Source organism: Kaistella sp. CFF1-2 (assembly GCF_059509915.1).
On record NZ_JCAKLF010000001.1, the window covers coordinates 775,637 to 793,001 of the forward strand.

19 protein-coding genes are annotated in these 17,365 nt (G+C 34.8%); 5 read left to right on the plus strand and 14 right to left on the minus strand.

Annotation, left to right across the window (positions count from 1 at the left end; translation table 11 throughout):
* Window positions 1-3 precede the first annotated feature (3 nt).
* From AC5XHR_RS03590 to AC5XHR_RS03630, 9 genes are all read right to left on the minus strand, one after another.
* Window positions 4-948, minus strand: a complete 945-nt coding sequence (locus tag AC5XHR_RS03590) for a 3',5'-cyclic-nucleotide phosphodiesterase (protein ID WP_495949406.1) — start codon at window positions 946-948, stop codon at window positions 4-6.
* Window positions 945-1,556, minus strand: a complete 612-nt coding sequence (locus tag AC5XHR_RS03595) for a WbqC family protein (protein ID WP_495949407.1) — start codon at window positions 1,554-1,556, stop codon at window positions 945-947. The genes AC5XHR_RS03590 and AC5XHR_RS03595 overlap by 4 nt, the downstream gene beginning before the upstream one ends.
* Window positions 1,557-1,661: 105 nt before the next feature.
* Window positions 1,662-3,332, minus strand: coding sequence for a signal peptidase I (gene lepB, locus AC5XHR_RS03600; RefSeq protein ID WP_495949408.1), 1,671 nt, complete (start codon window positions 3,330-3,332; stop codon window positions 1,662-1,664).
* Window positions 3,333-3,383: 51 nt separating this feature from the next.
* Window positions 3,384-4,085 carry a 4-hydroxy-tetrahydrodipicolinate reductase gene (gene dapB / locus AC5XHR_RS03605; protein WP_495949409.1) on the minus strand — a complete coding sequence of 234 codons (702 nt, stop codon included), beginning with the start codon at window positions 4,083-4,085 and terminating at the stop codon, window positions 3,384-3,386.
* A gap of 9 nt (window positions 4,086-4,094) precedes the next feature.
* On the minus strand, window positions 4,095-4,721 hold the full coding sequence (locus tag AC5XHR_RS03610) for a DUF5683 domain-containing protein (RefSeq protein ID WP_495949410.1): 627 nt from the start codon (window positions 4,719-4,721) through the stop codon (window positions 4,095-4,097).
* Window positions 4,711-5,607 carry a ParB/RepB/Spo0J family partition protein gene (locus AC5XHR_RS03615; RefSeq protein ID WP_495949411.1) on the minus strand — a complete coding sequence of 299 codons (897 nt, stop codon included), beginning with the start codon at window positions 5,605-5,607 and terminating at the stop codon, window positions 4,711-4,713. Before AC5XHR_RS03615 ends, AC5XHR_RS03610 begins: the two co-directional genes overlap by 11 nt.
* Window positions 5,597-6,394, minus strand: a complete 798-nt coding sequence (locus AC5XHR_RS03620; RefSeq protein ID WP_495949412.1) for a ParA family protein — start codon at window positions 6,392-6,394, stop codon at window positions 5,597-5,599. The genes AC5XHR_RS03615 and AC5XHR_RS03620 overlap by 11 nt, the downstream gene beginning before the upstream one ends.
* Before the next feature lie 161 nt (window positions 6,395-6,555).
* On the minus strand, window positions 6,556-7,386 hold the full coding sequence (locus tag AC5XHR_RS03625; RefSeq protein ID WP_495949413.1) for an energy transducer TonB: 831 nt from the start codon (window positions 7,384-7,386) through the stop codon (window positions 6,556-6,558).
* Window positions 7,387-7,607: 221 nt separating this feature from the next.
* Window positions 7,608-8,894, minus strand: coding sequence for an adenylosuccinate synthase (locus AC5XHR_RS03630; protein WP_495949414.1), 1,287 nt, complete (start codon window positions 8,892-8,894; stop codon window positions 7,608-7,610).
* Window positions 8,895-9,111: 217 nt separating this feature from the next.
* Between AC5XHR_RS03630 and AC5XHR_RS03635 the strand changes: the two genes are divergently transcribed.
* The 3 genes from AC5XHR_RS03635 (at window position 9,112) to obgE (ending at window position 11,343) form a co-directional block, all read left to right on the plus strand.
* A complete protein-coding gene (locus AC5XHR_RS03635) occupies window positions 9,112-9,666 on the plus strand; it encodes a phosphoribosyltransferase (protein ID WP_495949415.1) in 555 nt (184 codons plus the stop codon).
* Window positions 9,667-9,710: 44 nt separating this feature from the next.
* Complete coding sequence (locus AC5XHR_RS03640) at window positions 9,711-10,289, plus strand: adenylate kinase (RefSeq protein WP_495949416.1); 579 nt, start codon at window positions 9,711-9,713, stop codon at window positions 10,287-10,289.
* A 70-nt stretch (window positions 10,290-10,359) separates the two neighbouring features.
* Complete coding sequence (gene obgE / locus AC5XHR_RS03645) at window positions 10,360-11,343, plus strand: GTPase ObgE (protein ID WP_495949417.1); 984 nt, start codon at window positions 10,360-10,362, stop codon at window positions 11,341-11,343.
* Between the two features lie 74 nt (window positions 11,344-11,417).
* Here obgE and AC5XHR_RS03650 read toward each other — a convergent pair whose 3' ends face one another.
* On the minus strand, window positions 11,418-12,152 hold the full coding sequence (locus AC5XHR_RS03650) for a class I SAM-dependent methyltransferase (RefSeq protein ID WP_495949418.1): 735 nt from the start codon (window positions 12,150-12,152) through the stop codon (window positions 11,418-11,420).
* Between the two features lie 189 nt (window positions 12,153-12,341).
* On the opposite strand from AC5XHR_RS03650, the gene AC5XHR_RS03655 reads away from it, so the two are divergent.
* Together AC5XHR_RS03655 and AC5XHR_RS03660 are read left to right on the plus strand one after the other, a co-directional pair.
* Window positions 12,342-13,592 carry a DEAD/DEAH box helicase gene (locus tag AC5XHR_RS03655; protein WP_495949419.1) on the plus strand — a complete coding sequence of 417 codons (1,251 nt, stop codon included), beginning with the start codon at window positions 12,342-12,344 and terminating at the stop codon, window positions 13,590-13,592.
* A 37-nt stretch (window positions 13,593-13,629) separates the two neighbouring features.
* The gene (locus AC5XHR_RS03660; RefSeq protein ID WP_495949420.1) at window positions 13,630-14,118 is read left to right on the plus strand and encodes a DUF6438 domain-containing protein; all 489 of its coding nucleotides are present in this window, start codon (window positions 13,630-13,632) and stop codon (window positions 14,116-14,118) included.
* 55 nt (window positions 14,119-14,173) lie between these two features.
* On the opposite strand, the gene AC5XHR_RS03665 is transcribed toward AC5XHR_RS03660, so the two are convergent.
* Genes AC5XHR_RS03665 through AC5XHR_RS03680 form a run of 4 tightly spaced genes read right to left on the minus strand, consistent with a single transcriptional unit; the run spans window position 14,174 to window position 17,320 of the window.
* A complete protein-coding gene (locus tag AC5XHR_RS03665) occupies window positions 14,174-15,217 on the minus strand; it encodes an acyltransferase family protein (protein WP_495949421.1) in 1,044 nt (347 codons plus the stop codon).
* A 36-nt stretch (window positions 15,218-15,253) separates the two neighbouring features.
* Entirely contained in the window at window positions 15,254-16,018 is a 765-nt protein-coding gene (locus tag AC5XHR_RS03670) for a TatD family hydrolase (RefSeq protein ID WP_495949422.1), read from the minus strand.
* A complete protein-coding gene (locus AC5XHR_RS03675; protein ID WP_495949423.1) occupies window positions 16,015-16,368 on the minus strand; it encodes a hypothetical protein in 354 nt (117 codons plus the stop codon). The genes AC5XHR_RS03670 and AC5XHR_RS03675 overlap by 4 nt, the downstream gene beginning before the upstream one ends.
* Window positions 16,352-17,320 carry a GSCFA domain-containing protein gene (locus tag AC5XHR_RS03680; RefSeq protein WP_495949424.1) on the minus strand — a complete coding sequence of 323 codons (969 nt, stop codon included), beginning with the start codon at window positions 17,318-17,320 and terminating at the stop codon, window positions 16,352-16,354. Before AC5XHR_RS03680 ends, AC5XHR_RS03675 begins: the two co-directional genes overlap by 17 nt.
* Window positions 17,321-17,365: the final 45 nt, after the last annotated feature.

Here is a 17,365-nt window from a genome sequence, read left to right on the forward strand (position 1 = left end):
GTTCTACTTTGAAAATGTTATTTTTCTGCCTTGTTCGGCAATTTTCCAAGAAATCATATCATTAAGTGGTTGCAATTCCGAATTAAGTTTTTCAATAATTCCAGCTTTTGGTTTGATATGCGTAATAATCAATTTTACCTTTTGCAATGCTTTTTTTCCAGTTAAATTCTGCAAAACAAGCATTTCCTCATGAAGTAATTTGGGTGTCAAATGTCCAAATAACTTATCATCTGGTTGATCATTGGCGTACGAACACTCCAAAGCGATACCACGTAATTTATTCTCTTGGATTAACTGCGCAATCGCTTTCCAAAGGTTTTTTAATTGATTGGATTTTTCAATGCGATCGGCACCAGTATCTCCTAAATACAAAAAGTATGCATCTTTTGAATTCTTTAACAAAATTGCGGAGCTCAAATTTTCACCAACGTGACTTAACGGAAATATTTTGGCCTTCAAATCCGTGTTTTTCACTACAAACCAAGTTCCGAATTCTAGATTTTCGTAGGTGTATTTTCCTAAAGCAGGTTTATCGCCTTCATTGGTAAAATTCCCCCAAACATCCCATCGAAACACATGATTTTTAAATGCATCTAACGTATTTTTTGATCCGTAAAGGTATTTCGGACTATCTTCTGGAGAATTGATAATCAACCCCGACGAATGATCAAAATGTGGATGCGAAATAAAATAGCCTTTGACTTTATCTTTAACAAATTGAGAAGGCTCTTCCGTTTTGTTTTCCTTTGTTAAATAGGTTCGAACACCCGAAAAAACCGTTCCAGCATCCAAACTTAAATAGTTTTCATTGGAACCCGAACCAATTAAATACGCTGATAAATTGGCTTCATCAACACCACCACGAACGCCAATAGGAATTAACGTGAAATCCTGTGCATGAACGATTATTGAGCTAAAAACGGCGCAAATTAGTAAGAATCCTTTCATGATTTAATTTGTTTTAAATACGCTAGACTTTCAGGTCCCAAATTACACATCACATCCAGAATCGAGAGATTTTCAATAAATCCAAATTTTTCATCAAAGGTTTGATAGTAAACTGGAAAACCGAATTCTTCTTTAGATTTTGCAGAAAATTGGTTTCGATAATCTGTTCCATCAAAATCTATTACATAATCTTCTGTCAACTGAAAAGGAATATCCATTTTCAAAATTTTGAATAAAACTTCCAACGCATTTCGATTGAAATTCAACAAAGAACGCTCTTCAAAAAAAACAATTGATTTTATTTTATCTTCATAAAATTCAAAATACGGCGAACCTCGATAGGCCGATTCAATTGACTTCCAATGCTGTTTTCTCCAATTTTCAACATCAGAAATTTGAATATCTTTCATCAATCGACTTCCAGAATGTTGAATCGGAATCATCAACGAAAGCTTTCCATTTGCTGCATAAATACTCGTTCTGTTACGATAAGTTTGCTTCGGAAATGTCTCAAACTGTTCAAACAAAACTGGCAAACTTTCCTTTACCAAAGCGGAAAACCAAGCAACTGGTGGAAAATAAAATATGGGAAATAGGGATTTTTGCATAGGTCTCACAAATTTGAGAATTCTTAAAATAAAGACAGGATGTTCTCAAAACTCACATTTCGAAAACATCCTGCTTGCCTTTACGAAAGGCGATTATTGAGTGTATTAATCTTCTTTTTTCTTTTTGAATAGTTTTTCAAAAAAGTCCCATCCGAAAAACAACACCAAAACAGCTACAGCAACCCACCAATACGATGTTTTATTGGCATCGCCCGTGTTCGTCGCTTTAAACATTCTATCCCAACGGATTTTCTTTTTCGGTGCTTGGAAATCGGAATTAGAATCGGCGAAAACCCCTTCTAAACTCAACCAAGTAAACATAGGCTTCCCAACGATATGTGTTTCTGGAACAAAGCCGAAGAAACGTGAATCTAAAGACGCGTCACGGTTATCCCCAATCATCATATAGTAATCATACTTCACGGTATATTGTTTCGATGGAGTTCCGTTGATAAGGAATTGTCCATTTTTAGTTTCCAACGTATTTCCTTCGTATTCGGTGATCATTTTCTGATATTCAGGAAGATTATCCGCTGTCAATGTAATGACATCTCCTTTTTTAGGAACACGTAATGGACCATACCAATCAATATTCCAATCTTTGTTGTTCGGGAAAATCGTGTTCGAGACATTGACTTTATTCGTAAACACCCATTTTTCAGCCTCTCGGCTTTTCTCCATATCTGGATAGTATGAAATATCTTTTTCACCTTTAGGACGAATATCCTGCGAAATCGAAACAACACCTTGGAGTTCTTTGAATTCTTTTGCAAACTTATCTGTTAACCCACTAAAACGATAATTGTAACTTCCATTTCCAAGATCTTGAACGTTTACTGGCAAAAATCCATATGCATTATAAATCATGTCCATATCCAACATTTGGTTGGTTTTAACATTATAAGCATGCTGAACTTCGGCATCACCCATTCTTTTTTCTGGTTGACCATTTACGAATAATTCACCATTACGGAACTCGATCGTTTCACCAGCTGCTGCAACCAATCTCTTTACATACGGATCTTTACGATCAATTGAAGTATGCACTGAATCTGCTGGATAGTTGAAAACAACAATATCATTACGTTTTGGTTTTTCCCAACCTGGTAATCTCAAATACGGTAAAGAAACTCCATCAGCATAGGATTTCGGATCATCTTTTGGATTTCCATTTCCTCCTTTATCAAAAATTGTACTTTGCAAAAACGGAATTGCCAAAGGACGCATCGGCATACGATATCCATAATTCAATTTATTTACAAAAAGGAAATCACCCACCAAAAGCGTTCTTTCCATAGAACCTGTCGGAATCCCAAAAGGCTGCGTTATAAACGTATGAATAATCGTTGCAAAAACGACAGCAAATGTAATAGAACCAATAAAGGTATCTTTTTTCTTTGCCTTGCGCTCCTCTTCTGTTAAATACTGATCTTCCTCTTCTTCAATCTCAGTATTTTCAGAATAATTAACAATAGCCATATAAATAAATGGCAAAATCACCGTTAAAATTCGATCTTTAAATAACGTTTTCCCAAATTTTTTCATTAAAAACAAATGAAAAACCGTCATCATAATCGGTCCAACAATAGGAAGATACGCTAGAAACGCCCACCATTTCGGATGTTTCGTTTCTTTTTGGATAATCATATAGTTATAAAACGGAACAAACGCAAAAAGCGGATTGTAGCCCATTTTTTTGAACAATTTCCATGTTGATACGCCCATTAAAACAGACAAAATCAGAACATAAACCGTGTAGGTTAAAAAATAATTCATCGTACTTATTTGAAGTTGATTAATTCATTAGTTTATAGACATTGAAAAATGTTACAGTCCTAAAACATCTTTCATGGTAAAGTTTCCTTTTTTCCCGACAAGCCATTCTGCAGCAACCACGGCTCCAAGAGCAAAACCATTACGGTTATGTGCAGTATGTTTAATTTCAATTTCGTCTACTTGCGAACGATAATATACGGAATGCGTTCCCGGAACTTCGTTTTCACGAATGGCGAAAATCCCCAATTGGTCGCCCGAAGTTTCTTCCAATTTCCAAGAATTGAATTCTGGATTATTGTTGATTACACCTTCTGCTAACGTAATAGCCGTTCCGCTAGGTGCATCCAATTTATGAATATGGTGAATTTCCTCTAACTGAACTTGATAATTCGGAAAAGGCTTCATCATTTGAGCCAATTTTTCGTTTAAGGCAAAAAATAAATTTACCCCTAAAGAAAAATTAGAACCGTAAATAAAACCAGTTTCGTTTTGGATACAGATTTCTTCAATTTCCGCTTTCCTTTCTAACCAACCAGTCGTCCCGCAAACGACAGGAACTTGATTTTCAAGACAGAATTTGATATTCTCAAAAGCCGCTTCAGGATTAGAAAATTCGATTGCAACTTCGGCTCCATTTAAGGATTCAAGAGTAGGTTTTTCTTTCAAACGAGCCACAATTTCGTGACCTCTTTCCGTGGCAATTTGATCAATAATTTGCCCCATTTTTCCGTAACCTACTAAAGCTATTTTCATTCTTGTATTTTAAAATTTGAAATTGATACTTAATCCTGCTTTTGCATTCTGATTCGAGAACTCATCATAAATAACCGTTGGCCTAATCGCCAAATCAGGATCGTGTTTTTGATCGTATAAATGTGCATCAACAACGGCATCAATGATATTCAAAGCGTACACCAAACCGGTGATGGCGATAGAATAATCGCGTTGACGTTTGAATTTATCTTGCGTCCGCCCCAAAACCTCTTTGTTGATTCCTGGAATATCGGAGAACTCATGTGTTTGTCCATTAAGCTCCGCAAGAAAGGCATTTCGATACCGGTTGTACTTTTTGTTATTCCACAAAGCAATTCCAACTCCCGTTCCGATTCCGCCCCAAACCACAGGTATTTTCCAATATTTTTTATTGTAATATTGTCCCAAACCTGGCAAAACAGCAGAATACAGTCCGGCTTTTGTTGGACTGTATTGAGGTTTTGAGATCGGTGCATTCACGGTATTGATATCCTGAATAACATCCGTATTTGTTTTGATGGTGTCGCTTGAAACCGTTGCGGGGGTCGCAACTTTTAAAGTATCTACCGGCGTTACTTGTCCAAATACAATTTGAACTGCAAAGCCGAACACCAAAAGAAAAAATTTATTCTTCATTCTTGATTCGTGACAAGATTTGCTCTAATTCTGCTTCGTTCTTAAAATCTAAAACGATTTTTCCTTTTTTTCCGTTGGCAGCGGTTTTAATTTCCACTTTAACATCCAAAATATCTGACAAATCTTTCTGAACTTTCTTGTGAAAATTAGAAATTGACTTTCCCGCCTTTACGGATTTATCCTGAGGCGCTTTCAAAGCTGTTGCAGCTGCTTCCGCTTGGCGAACGTTCAATTTTTCTTTAACGATTAATTGAAATAATTGAATCTGCAAAGCCTCCGTTTCCAAACTCAAAATGGCACGTCCATGTCCCGCTGAAATTTCAGAACTACGAACCGCATTTTGAATATCTGGACTCAACTTCAACAAACGAATCGAGTTGGTAATCGTGCTTCGCTCCTTCCCAATTCGACCACTCAAATTTTCTTGCGTCATCCCAATTTCCTCTAAAAGACGTTGGTAGGTTAATGCAATTTCTATCGGATCAAGATCTTCACGCTGAATATTTTCCACCAAAGCCATCTCCAACAATTCTTGGTCATTAACCAAACGAATGTAGGCTGGAATTGTCTTTAAACCCGCAATTTTAGAAGCTCTATACCTTCTTTCACCCGAGATAATCTCGAATTTATCTTTGTCTTTTCGAAGGGTAATCGGCTGGATAATCCCTAAATTTTGTATCGATTGCGCTAGATCGGCTAAAGCTTTTTCATCAAAATAGGTTCTAGGCTGCGTCGCATTGGGATAAATATCTTCAATGGGAACTTCTACAATATTCCCCACCCATTTATCTGCGCCTTCGTCTGTTGCCGAATTAATGCTAATTTTAGATTCTGAACTCAGGATTGCTCCCAAACCCCGACCCATGGCTCTTTTCTTATCTTTCAATACTTTCTGATTTTAAATTTTTAGAATTGTTTTCGTTTTTCAACAAAACTTCTTCCGCTAATTGAATATATTGGATCGCTCCTTTACTTTCGGCATCGTACATTAAAATACTTTCCCCAAAACTAGGTGCTTCACTTAAACGTACATTTCGGCTAATAATTGTTTCGAAAACCATTTCTGGGAAATGCGAATTTACTTCTTCCACAACCTGATTAGACAATCTCAAACGGCTATCAAACATGGTTAAAAGCAAACCTTCAATATCCAAATCGGCATTATGAATTTTCTGAACGTTTTTAATTGTGTTCAACAATTTACCCAAACCTTCCAATGCAAAATACTCACATTGAATCGGAATAATCACAGAATCTGCCGCTGTAAGCGCATTAATCGTAATTAAACCCAAACTAGGTGCGCAATCAATCACCACATAATCGTATTGACTGCGAACAGGTTCTAGTGCTTTTTTCAACATATATTCTCGATGATCACGGTCTACCAATTCAATTTCAGCAGCAACCAAATCAATATGAGATGGAATAATATCTAAATTTGGAGACGATGTTTTTTGAATACATTGTTGTACATCAACGCTATGCTCCAACAAATGATAAGTAGAAAATTTCACTTCTTCCACCCCCAAACCTGAAGTTGCATTAGCCTGAGGATCCGCATCAATGATCAAGACTTTCTTTTCTAAAACCCCCAATGCTGCAGCCAAATTAACTGCTGTGGTTGTTTTACCAACACCTCCTTTTTGATTTGCAATTCCGATTATTTTTGCCATATTTCTTTTTCTCGAATTCAAAAATACGATTTTTTTAATTTGAGCGGTTATTGTTAATAACTACAAAACAGGTAAAGTATTGTGAATCATAGATATATCTAGAAAAAAAATTATCCACAATTTTAAAAAATTGTGGATAAAAATATATTGAATTCCCTTCTTTATTCGAACATCATCGAAATTGGGAATTTAAAATAACTACGAACGGTTTGCCCTTTCACTTTAGCCGGAGTCCATTTTCCTTTTACACTTTTAATGGTTCTTTCTGCTTCTCTATTAAAAGCCGCATCTTTACCAGCTGCTTTCACACTAGAAATGCTTCCATCACGCTCTACAATAAAAGTAATTACCGCACTCATTTTGTCACCCGAACCTTCAAACTGATTGGTGTCAAAATTCCCCATTACTTTATTTCGGAACGAATTAACACCACCCATAAAATCAGCTTCCACATCGACATTAACGACAGGATCATCACTTACCACGGGCTTCTGAGCAGGAATAACATCAACTTTTCCTGTTCCCAGATCAGCAACAAACGGTTTTGGAGGCGTAATCACACTTTCTGGTGGAACATCTTTGATCTCTTCAAAACCTTGAATTCCTGGATCCGTTACTTTACCTACCGTTTTTTCAACAGGTGGATTATTTGTTGGAGTTGGTAAAACACTAGCTTTCGATTGTACAACTTGTGGAGTTTCTGGTAAAACTTCTTTTGGTGGCACAACAACTTCCTCATCATAGATACGAGTTAAGTCGATGTTAACTTCCGGTTTTGAAGGAGGCGCCATTACCGCATCTGACTTTAAAGCATTAACCACAAAAGGCGTCGCAGCAACCGCTACAAACAAGCCCAACCCAACAAACAAAGCACGTGTAAGCATTCTGTCCGATTCCATACGTAAATCGTAGGCGCCATAGGCCTTGTTACGGCCTTCGAATAGGATTTCATTAAAATGAATGTCCTCTTTTTTGAATAGATTTTTCATCATAAAAATATTAAGGTTATACATTTGGTTCAAAAAACATTCATATTATTAGTTTGGTAACCCTTTTCTCATTTTGATTTAATCTTTACAAATTATTTGCCAAAATTTTACATAATCTTCATATATTTCAGAATTTAATTATAAGTATTATCCTATACATATTAATAAAAAGAAAAAGCCCCCTAAACAGGAGACTTTTTAAAACTTATGGAATAAGGATTTATTTAAAATAAATCTTTTCTAATAATATTCTGACTTCGTTCTGGACCTACAGAAACCAAATACACATTAATACCTAAATAATTCTCGATAAATTCGATGTATTTTTTGGCATTTTCTGGAAGTTCATCGTATGATCTTACTTTCGTAATATCTTCGTCCCAACCTTCTAACTCTTCATAAATTGGTTCGTAGTTGTATAGTTTTGTTGTTGATGATGTAAAATAATCAATGATTTTTCCATCTTCCGTTTTATATTTCGTAACGATCTTCAATGGCTTGATTCCCGTCATAACATCCAACTTCGTAATCACCAAATTATTGATTCCGTTAATCATACAAGCATGTTTCAACGAAACCAAATCTAACCACCCTGTTCTTCTTGGACGCCCTGTTGTTGCACCAAATTCGTTACCGACTTGTCTGATATGCTCTCCTAATTCATTATCCAATTCTGACGGAAAGGGACCATGACCAACGCGCGTACAATATGCTTTGGCAACACCAATTAAGTTTTGCAAACTTGTCGGCGGAACTCCAGCTCCTGTACAAACACCTCCAGTTGTAGGTGACGAAGACGTTACATATGGATATGTACCAAAATCAATATCCAACATAAGAGCTTGCGCTCCTTCGAAAAGGATATTTTTCCCTTCTTGAATTGCTTCGTTAAGCTCTAGTTCTGTATCAACAATACGATCTTTCAAAAGTTCACCAATAGCAATATATTCATTATAAATATCGTCAACATTCAATGCGGGTTTTTCAAAATACTTTTCGAAAAGCGCATTTTTTACTTTCAGATTTTTTTCAATTTTTTCGCGAAGCACCTCAGGATTCAATAAATCAATCATACGGATTCCCACACGAGCGATTTTATCTTCATAACAAGGACCAATTCCTTTTTTGGTTGTCCCAATCTGAGTTCCTCCCGTTTCTTCTTCACGATACGTGTCTAGAAGAATATGGTATGGCATGATAACGTGCGCACGACGGCTGATAAATACGTGATCTGTTCTCAAGCCTTTACTTTCAATCTGGCCAATTTCTTTCATGAACGCATTAGGATTCACCACGACACCATTGGCAATAATACATTTTCCTTTGCACTGCAAAACTCCCGATGGAAGCAAGTGAAGAACAAATTTTTCGTCACCAACATAGACCGTATGTCCCGCGTTATCTCCACCTTGGAAACGCACAACATAATCAGATTTTGCCGATAAAACGTCTGTAATTTTCCCCTTTCCTTCGTCTCCGTATTGAAGTCCAACTACAACATAAGTTGACATATATATTTACTTTTTTATTAGATTTCTACAAAAGTACTCCTAAAATTTATGCTTGACAAGAAAAGACTTTAGAAATTCTAAAAATCGTTAGTATCAGCAAGATGTAGAAGTTTAATTCTAAAAACGTCCCATAAAATCAGGATGTCAATTCGCATAAAAGGCTCGAAAATTTCCATACGAGATAAGAAATACCTAAATTTGTACTTTGAAAAATCGTATGGAAAGTATTCAAGTACACGACAAGCATTTCGTTCCTTATTTGAAGCATGAAGAGCTTCAGGAAATCATTAAAAATCTAGCCTTAAAAGTTTACGAAGATTATAAAGACGAAACCCCTGTATTTATCGGAGTTTTGAATGGTGTAATCATGTTCTTTTCAGATTTTTTAAAGTACTATCCTGGAAAATGTGAGATTGCATTTATCCAAATGAGTTCGTATTCGGGAACTCAATCTACAGGTATAGTTTACAAAAAAATGGAACTTACCAAAGAAGTAGAAGGACGACACATTATTTTAATGGAAGACATCGTTGATACAGGAAATACCATCGAAAGTTTATTTGAATATTTCAAAAACACACAACGTCCAAAATCTCTAAAAGTAGCTACGCTACTATTAAAACCAGAGGTTTATACCAAAGAATTTAAGATTGATTATATCGCAAAGGAAATTCCAAACAAATTTGTATTAGGATATGGTTTGGATTATGATGAATTGGGCAGAAACCTTCCCGATTTGTATCAATTAGAAGAAGGAAGAATCAATCATTAAGCATATTTCATTAACTAGATTAGTAATCTTTATAAAACATAAAAATGATTAACATCGTATTATTCGGCCCTCCAGGAAGTGGTAAAGGAACTCAAGCTCAAAATTTGATTAATCAATTTAATCTAAAGCAAGTTTCTACCGGAGACCTTTTCAGATACAACATTAAAAATGCAACTGAATTGGGAACTTTGGCCAAATCCTACATCGACAAAGGCGAATTAGTACCCGATCAGGTAACAATTGATATGCTGATTGACGAAGTTAAAAAACCAACCGATGCACAAGGATTTATCTTTGATGGTTTTCCTAGAACAGCTGCACAAACAGAAGCTTTAGAAAGCATCGTTAAAGAAGTTTTGAATGATGAAATCGACGTTTGTCTTTCCTTAGTTGTTGAAGATGAAATTTTGGTAGAACGTTTACTAAAACGTGGTGAAACTAGTGGAAGAACAGACGATAGCAATGAAGAAATCATCCGTACGCGGATTAAAGAATACTACACAAAAACTGCTGAAGTTGCTGAGCTTTACAAGCAGCAAGGAAAATACGTTGAAATAAACGGTGTTGGAGAGATTGATGAAATTTCTCAAAAGCTTTACGCAGAAGTAGAGAAAGTAAAATAATTTCTAAGTTGGAATTTGAGGTTTGAAATTAATCTCAAATTTCAAATTTATCAAATTTCAAATTTAAGAAATGAGCAACTTTGTAGATTATGTAAAGATTCATTGTACATCCGGTCACGGAGGTGCAGGATCTGCGCATCTTCGCCGTGAAAAATACATTCCCAAAGGTGGACCCGATGGTGGTGATGGTGGTCGTGGCGGACATATTATTATGAAAGGAAATTCTCACGAATGGACCTTACTTCCATTGAGATACACCCGACATATTAAAGCCGACCGAGGTCAAAATGGAGCTAAAAATCAGCTTACAGGAGCTGATGGCGATGATAAATACATCGAAGTTCCCATTGGAACCATAGCAAAAAACGAATACGGTGAAATCATGGGCGAAATCATGGAGGACGGACAAGAAATCGTCCTGATGTATGGTGGAAAAGGAGGTTTAGGAAATGAACATTTCAAATCTTCAACCAATCAAACACCTAGATATGCACAGCCAGGACTTCCTGGTGAAGAAGGCTATATTATTTTCGAATTGAAAATTTTAGCGGATGTTGGTCTAGTTGGTTTTCCAAATGCAGGAAAATCTACCCTTCTGGCATCAGTTTCTGCTGCAAAACCAAAAATTGCTAATTACGCCTTTACTACTTTGACTCCGAATCTTGGAATCGTGAATTACAGAAACTTCAAGTCTTTTGTAATGGCAGATATTCCAGGTATTATTGAAGGAGCGGCTGAAGGAAAAGGCCTTGGACATCGTTTCTTGAGACATATTGAGCGAAATTCAATTCTGCTATTTTTGATTCCAGCCGATTCTGAAGATCATTTCCAAGAGTTTAAAATTTTGGAAAATGAATTAAAAGAGTACAATCCAGAGCTTTTAGATAAAGATTTTATCATTTCAATCTCAAAATCTGATCTTTTGGATGATGAATTAAAAACAGAAATTTCTGCTGAATTCCCAGAAAACAAGCAACCTTTATTCTTTTCAGGCGTTACTGGAGAAGGCTTAACGGAGCTTAAAGACGTGATTTGGAAACATCTTCATGGATAAACTATCGTAATCCAGCCAAAATACTAAGCGCAATACCAAGTATTGTGCTTCCTTTTTTTAAGAATAGATTTATATTACTTTTTCGTACAAACTAAGACCACTTCGTTTTCTGCAAAACCAAAATAAGAATCACCAGAAAATCGAACAACATCAACTAGAAAACCTGCTGCTTTTAATCTTGCTTCTAATCCAAGAATAGAATAAATCCGGACATGATCTTCTTGCCCAAAATGCTTTAATCTTCCCTTATCACTCGTAATTGAATAATCTTCATAAATATCGCCCTCTTTAAAAGGAGTTTGGATTAAAGCAGTTCCATTTGCTTTAAGAACTCGATACAATTCCGACATCGCTTTTTCATCATCAATTATATGCTCCAAAATATGATAGCAAACAATTAAATCAAACGACTCGGCATTCGAGTCAATATTTGTAATATCAAATCGATAATCTGATAAAAAATCATCCGCAAAATCAGAAGAAAAATACTGAATATCCTTTCTTTTTTTCCACTTTTTGTATAAAATTCGAAAAGGCGAAAAGTCCAAAAAGGACATTCCGTCTTTTAAATATTCGTCATATAAAAGTTTGTAAAGTCTTCTTGTTCTTGAAATACTCCCACAAATTGGACAAATTTTATCTCCATTTTCTAAAGTGACAAACTTTTTCAACCTCGTTTCACAAACATTACATTCGTGATCATCGCCTTTGTAGAAAGGAGTTAGTGTTCTTCGTAATTCATCCTCGTAGTTAAACAGCAATTTCTTAGGAAGAATACTTTTAACTGCTTTTTTTAATGAATGATACATACTTTTATATTGGATGAATTAGGAGACACAAAATAACAAATTTTATTCTATTTTGCAGGAATACTTCCTCAACTCTCAGTTCCATTTTTAGCTATTTAATGAGAACAGAAAACTTTCCTTATAAAAAGCTATCTTTGCACTTCTCTGTTATCCAAATACTGGATAAAATTATTTTTAAAAATATACCATTTGAATTTTAAAGAATTAGGAGTTCAGGACTCCATTTTAGAAGCTTTAACAGCACAAGGATACGAAAACCCAACTCCTATTCAGGAAAAAGCAATACCACAAATCTTAGCTAAAAAAGATGTTTTGGGTTGCGCACAAACAGGAACAGGAAAAACGGCAGCTTTTGCTATTCCTATCCTGCAAAACCTTTCAGAAAACACTCAGCATCAAAGTCAAATAAAGGCTTTAATTCTAACTCCAACTCGTGAGTTGGCCATACAAATTGAAGAAAATTTTGTTGCGTACAGCAAAAATTTAAAACTAAAAACTTTAGTAATCTTTGGCGGTGTAAAACAACATCAACAAGAACAACAACTGAAAAGAGGCGTTGATATTCTCATTGCAACTCCAGGCCGTTTGTTGGATTTCATCAATCAAGGTTTGGTAAAACTTCACCATTTACAAGTTTTTGTTTTGGACGAAGCGGATAGAATGCTGGATATGGGATTTGTTCATGATGTAAAGCGCGTTATCAAACATCTTCCTCAAAAAAGACAAAACCTTTTCTTTTCTGCAACCATGCCGAAGGAAATTGCAAATTTGGCTTCGGATATTCTCAGAAATCCAATTAAAGTTGAAGTTACACCAGTTTCGTCAACCGCTCAAACCATTCAGCAAAGCATCTATTTCGTTGAAAAAGATAATAAATTAGATTTGTTAGCGCATATTCTTGAAAATCAAGATATGGATCAGGTTTTGGTATTTTCAAGAACGAAATATGGTGCCGATAAAATTGCGAAAAGGCTAATAAAATCAAATATTAAAGCGCAAGCAATACACGGTGATAAATCACAAAATGCTCGTCAAAATGCTTTAAATAATTTCAAAAATAAAGAAACTCGAGTTTTGGTGGCAACCGACATCGCCGCTCGTGGAATTGATATTGATGAATTGAAATACGTTATCAATTTTGAACTTTCAGATGTTGCGGAAACCTATGTTCACCGAATCGGAAGAACAGGAAGAGCGGGCTCTGAAGGAACTTCTATTTCTTTTGTAGATGGATTGGATTTAGCCAATTTGCGTTCGACAGAAAAATTAATTGGTCAAAAAATTCCAGTTATAAAAGATCATCCTTATCACACTAGCGATTTGGTAGAAATGAAGCGTGATAGCAACAATAAACCCGTTGCATCAACCAAGCCAAAACAGACCAAAGAAAGCATCAGTTATAAAAAGCCGAAGAACAAGAATTTCTTCCGAAAAAAGTAAAAGGAACATTTTTTGTAAAAACTTAAAAAAAGATTTTATGAAATATGTATTTTCACTTTTAGCATTTGTATTATTGATCTCGTGTACAACACAAAAAAATAGCAGTCAATTTTCTAAAATTGAATATGAAGCGGGACCATGTTTTGGATTTTGTCCGATTTATAAAATGACGATAAACCCTGATAGAACAGCCGTTTTGGAAGCCGAACGATTTAACTTTTCCAAAGGAAACTCGAAAGATGATTTTTCGAAACCTAGAGAAGGAACGTTTACAGCAACAATTAAGAAAGAGGATTTTGATAAATTGGTCGTATTACTAAATGATCTTGATGCAAAATCGTTGAAAGATTTCTACGGAAATAAAAATGTAACTGACTTACCAACGTCATATCTTCGTTTAGATTTTACTGATGGAAGCAAGAAACAAATCCAAGACTATGGAAAAAATGGTTCTGACAAGTTAAAAGCTGTTTACAACGCTTTTGAAGACCTTAAAACTTCCCAGTCGTGGACGAAAATTAAATAGAAAACGCTCAGAAATTTCTGAGCGTTTTTTGTTTTATATTTATTATATCAAATTACTATACATCTAATGACTTTATTCGATTAACAAAAGTTCGGGATATAAATCGAGATTCAATATACTTCCATGAGAAAAATGCGCATACAAAAGAAATCATGACGACAATACAAAAGAACTCCCATTTACCGACAACATTATGAAATCCTTTTGAAATTAACATCTGAGTAATTGGGAAATGAAAAATATAAACTCCGTATGTAAAGTCACCATGTTTCCCAAAGTGATTTAAAAATTTAAAATTATATGCAACAAACAATGCAACAATTGCCATTGCAAAAGGCCCGAAAAGCAAAAAAATAGATAAATTGTACTCTAAAAGAAAAACCAGTAATGCTGGAAGCACAAAATATTTGAGTTTACTTTTCAGCCAATTGAAATAATGAAAACACAAAATACCTGCAACAAAATAGCATAATGTACCTGGAAGTTGCTTAGCAATTCTATGATACCCCAAATTGGTTAAAACATTAGAAAAAATAATAGAGCATAAATAAATTAGACCATAAAAAAACCATTTCTTCCTAAATAATTTCTGCTGAATAAATACTAGTAATGGTAGCAATAAATAAAACCCTTCCTCAATTTTAATAGTCCAAAGTGAAGCGTTTACAGTACAGATTGTATTCGGTGAAAAAAAAACGCCTGGCAAACAAGGCTCAAGATAATTTTGATAGATTAAATTAACACCTAAATAATACCAAAATTGTTTTGATGTGAAATATTCTTGAAAACTTAAATAACTAAAAAACGAAAGTAAAACGGCAAAAAGTAAAATAACGAATGTATAAGCAGGAACTATCCTTCTTACCCGTTTTATAAAATAATTTTTTAATGAAGAACTTGAAGACAGACTTTTTGCTATTAGAAAGCCACTAATTATAAAAAAAACTCGAATTGCAATGTAATCCTGAAATAAAAAATGATATGAACTGTAAACATCGCCAGGTACAAGAACACATATATGGTGCCCCATAACTGTAAAAGCTAAAACAAGCCTTATAAAATCAAAATTATTCTGATTAATGTTTATACTACTATCCATAAGATAAAAATGATCTATTAAATAATTGCTATCTCATTAATTAACAAACATTCGCAACGCATTCTCTGTTGTAATTCTATCTATTTCCACAAATGGAAGCCCGTAAATATCAACTAATTTTCCAGCAACGAGTTCGACATAAGCGCTTTCGTTACGCTTTCCACGAAAAGGAACAGGAGCTAAATAAGGAGAATCCGTTTCCAAAACAATCTTATCTAACGGGATTTCGGAAAGAAACTGATCAATTTTTCCATTTTTAAAGGTCACAACTCCACCAATTCCCAAAATAAAGCCTAAATCGATTGCTCGTTTTGCTTGATCTAAATCACCAGAAAAACAGTGAAAAATCCCTCGCAATTTTGGATGTTTTTTACGATCTAAAACCTCAAAAACCTCATCAAAGCTAGATCGTGTATGAATAACAATTGGTAAATCCATTTCAATAGCCCAATCGATTTGCTGTTCAAATGCTTTCATTTGAATATCCAATGTCGATTGATCCCAATATAAATCAATTCCAATTTCGCCAATCGCGACAAAATGACGTTTATCTAAATAGTCTTTGACAATTTCCAATTCATTTTCCCAAGATTCAGGTTTCACAGAACAAGGATGCAAACCCATCATACTGAAAATCTGATCAGGATAATCGGCTTCCAACTTCAACATATTTTCATGGGTTTCCGAATCAATTGCAGGAAGATAAAATCGCTCCACACCTTTATCCAAAGCACGTTGAATCATCTCTGTTCTATCCTCATCAAATTCGGTTGAATATAAGTGCGTATGGGTATCAATCATGAATTACTTTTCTTTAAAGGTTTAATAAATAATAGTATCACAGATGCAAATTGAAGAATAGTTTGTACAACTCCTACAATAATTTGATTATAATCTTGCATCATAAATCCGGACAAATCAGCGAAAATCCCAAGACTTCCCAAACCAAAAAAGAGTAGCAAAACGTATTTCATCCAAGGAATTTGCTTTCGGACTAAAAAAGCTAACATCAAAAATATCACAATCATTCCTATAAAAATTGCATATGCAATTCCATCACGAAGCAATAGGGAATCCGTGAAAAAAGAAATAATCATTAGTAAAGTCGAAACTAAAATCAGATTCGAAGAAATTTTATAATTGATTTCCATGTTTAAAAATTGAATGTTTAACTTTCGCTTGTTGAAGCTTTATTTTTTCTTGAATCTGCTCCTGAAAAGCAATAAACTTTGGATTTGATGGATCATGAGTTCGATGATTCAAACCTTGATAGATTTTAAAATTTTCTGCAACAAATACTTTTGTTTCTTCCGCAAAATACGACTTTGAAAACTTTTCAAAAACATAATTTACCGCCTGCGAATTCGGATGAATCATATCATCTTTATAAAAACGATAATCACGTAAATCATCCATCAAAATCTCATAAATAGGCAAATAATGACAATAATCTAAATCGGAAATCGCATCGTGTAAAGCCGAAATCAGCAAAGCTTTGCTTCGCGTATTTTCTACCATTCCATCTTTGGTGTGACGAACTGGAGAAACACTAAATAGAATCTGAACTTCATCTGGACAAATATCTTTCAACGACAAAATTGTTTCTTCAATATTTTCCACCAACTCTTGATGCGTCAGTAAACGCTTATTAAAGAACTTTTGAGGAATTTTATGACAATTGGCTACACCAACATTTTTGGGCAAAAACTCGTACACAAAAGCCGTTCCATACGTAATGATAATCCAATTGGATTCTTGCAAAAACTGATTTCCTTCTTGGGCACTCGTATTGATTTTTTCCAACGATTTATGCAGATAATTGGAATTAAAACTCGAATGATGCTCCAACGAAATAAATTCGTCGTTATAGGAAATCAAATCCTCTTCTCGATATACGTATGCATCGTGAAGGCGTTGCAAAGCAACACGGATGGAAAACGGATTAAAAATCGTCCCAAAAGGATTGTTCAAGGTTTGCAATTGTCCGTCTGAAAAAAGCTGAGCCATTTCTGTTGCAAAACAAGATCCCATCGTAAAGATTTTATCTTCCATCCCGATTTTCAAAGGAGAATCGGCAATATCTACTTCCGTTCTAAATTTCATAAGAAAAACAAAACTCCAATTTAAACAGATTTTTCAAGGTTCAAA

Coding starts and splice junctions, on each gene's coding strand:
- AC5XHR_RS03625 (WP_495949413.1), bottom strand. CDS start 7,386: ATGATGAAAAATCTATTCAAAAAAGAGGACATTCATTTTAATGAAATC.
- AC5XHR_RS03630 (WP_495949414.1), bottom strand. CDS start 8,894: ATGTCAACTTATGTTGTAGTTGGACTTCAATACGGAGACGAAGGAAAG.
- AC5XHR_RS03590 (WP_495949406.1), bottom strand. CDS start 948: ATGAAAGGATTCTTACTAATTTGCGCCGTTTTTAGCTCAATAATCGTT.
- AC5XHR_RS03620 (WP_495949412.1), bottom strand. CDS start 6,394: ATGGCAAAAATAATCGGAATTGCAAATCAAAAAGGAGGTGTTGGTAAA.
- AC5XHR_RS03675 (WP_495949423.1), bottom strand. CDS start 16,368: ATGGAAATCAATTATAAAATTTCTTCGAATCTGATTTTAGTTTCGACT.
- AC5XHR_RS03610 (WP_495949410.1), bottom strand. CDS start 4,721: ATGAAGAATAAATTTTTTCTTTTGGTGTTCGGCTTTGCAGTTCAAATT.
- AC5XHR_RS03595 (WP_495949407.1), bottom strand. CDS start 1,556: ATGCAAAAATCCCTATTTCCCATATTTTATTTTCCACCAGTTGCTTGG.
- AC5XHR_RS03640 (WP_495949416.1), top strand. CDS start 9,711: ATGATTAACATCGTATTATTCGGCCCTCCAGGAAGTGGTAAAGGAACT.
- dapB (WP_495949409.1), bottom strand. CDS start 4,085: ATGAAAATAGCTTTAGTAGGTTACGGAAAAATGGGGCAAATTATTGAT.
- AC5XHR_RS03665 (WP_495949421.1), bottom strand. CDS start 15,217: ATGGATAGTAGTATAAACATTAATCAGAATAATTTTGATTTTATAAGG.
- AC5XHR_RS03635 (WP_495949415.1), top strand. CDS start 9,112: ATGGAAAGTATTCAAGTACACGACAAGCATTTCGTTCCTTATTTGAAG.
- obgE (WP_495949417.1), top strand. CDS start 10,360: ATGAGCAACTTTGTAGATTATGTAAAGATTCATTGTACATCCGGTCAC.
- AC5XHR_RS03660 (WP_495949420.1), top strand. CDS start 13,630: ATGAAATATGTATTTTCACTTTTAGCATTTGTATTATTGATCTCGTGT.
- lepB (WP_495949408.1), bottom strand. CDS start 3,332: ATGAATTATTTTTTAACCTACACGGTTTATGTTCTGATTTTGTCTGTT.
- AC5XHR_RS03680 (WP_495949424.1), bottom strand. CDS start 17,320: ATGAAATTTAGAACGGAAGTAGATATTGCCGATTCTCCTTTGAAAATC.
- AC5XHR_RS03650 (WP_495949418.1), bottom strand. CDS start 12,152: ATGTATCATTCATTAAAAAAAGCAGTTAAAAGTATTCTTCCTAAGAAA.
- AC5XHR_RS03670 (WP_495949422.1), bottom strand. CDS start 16,018: ATGATTGATACCCATACGCACTTATATTCAACCGAATTTGATGAGGAT.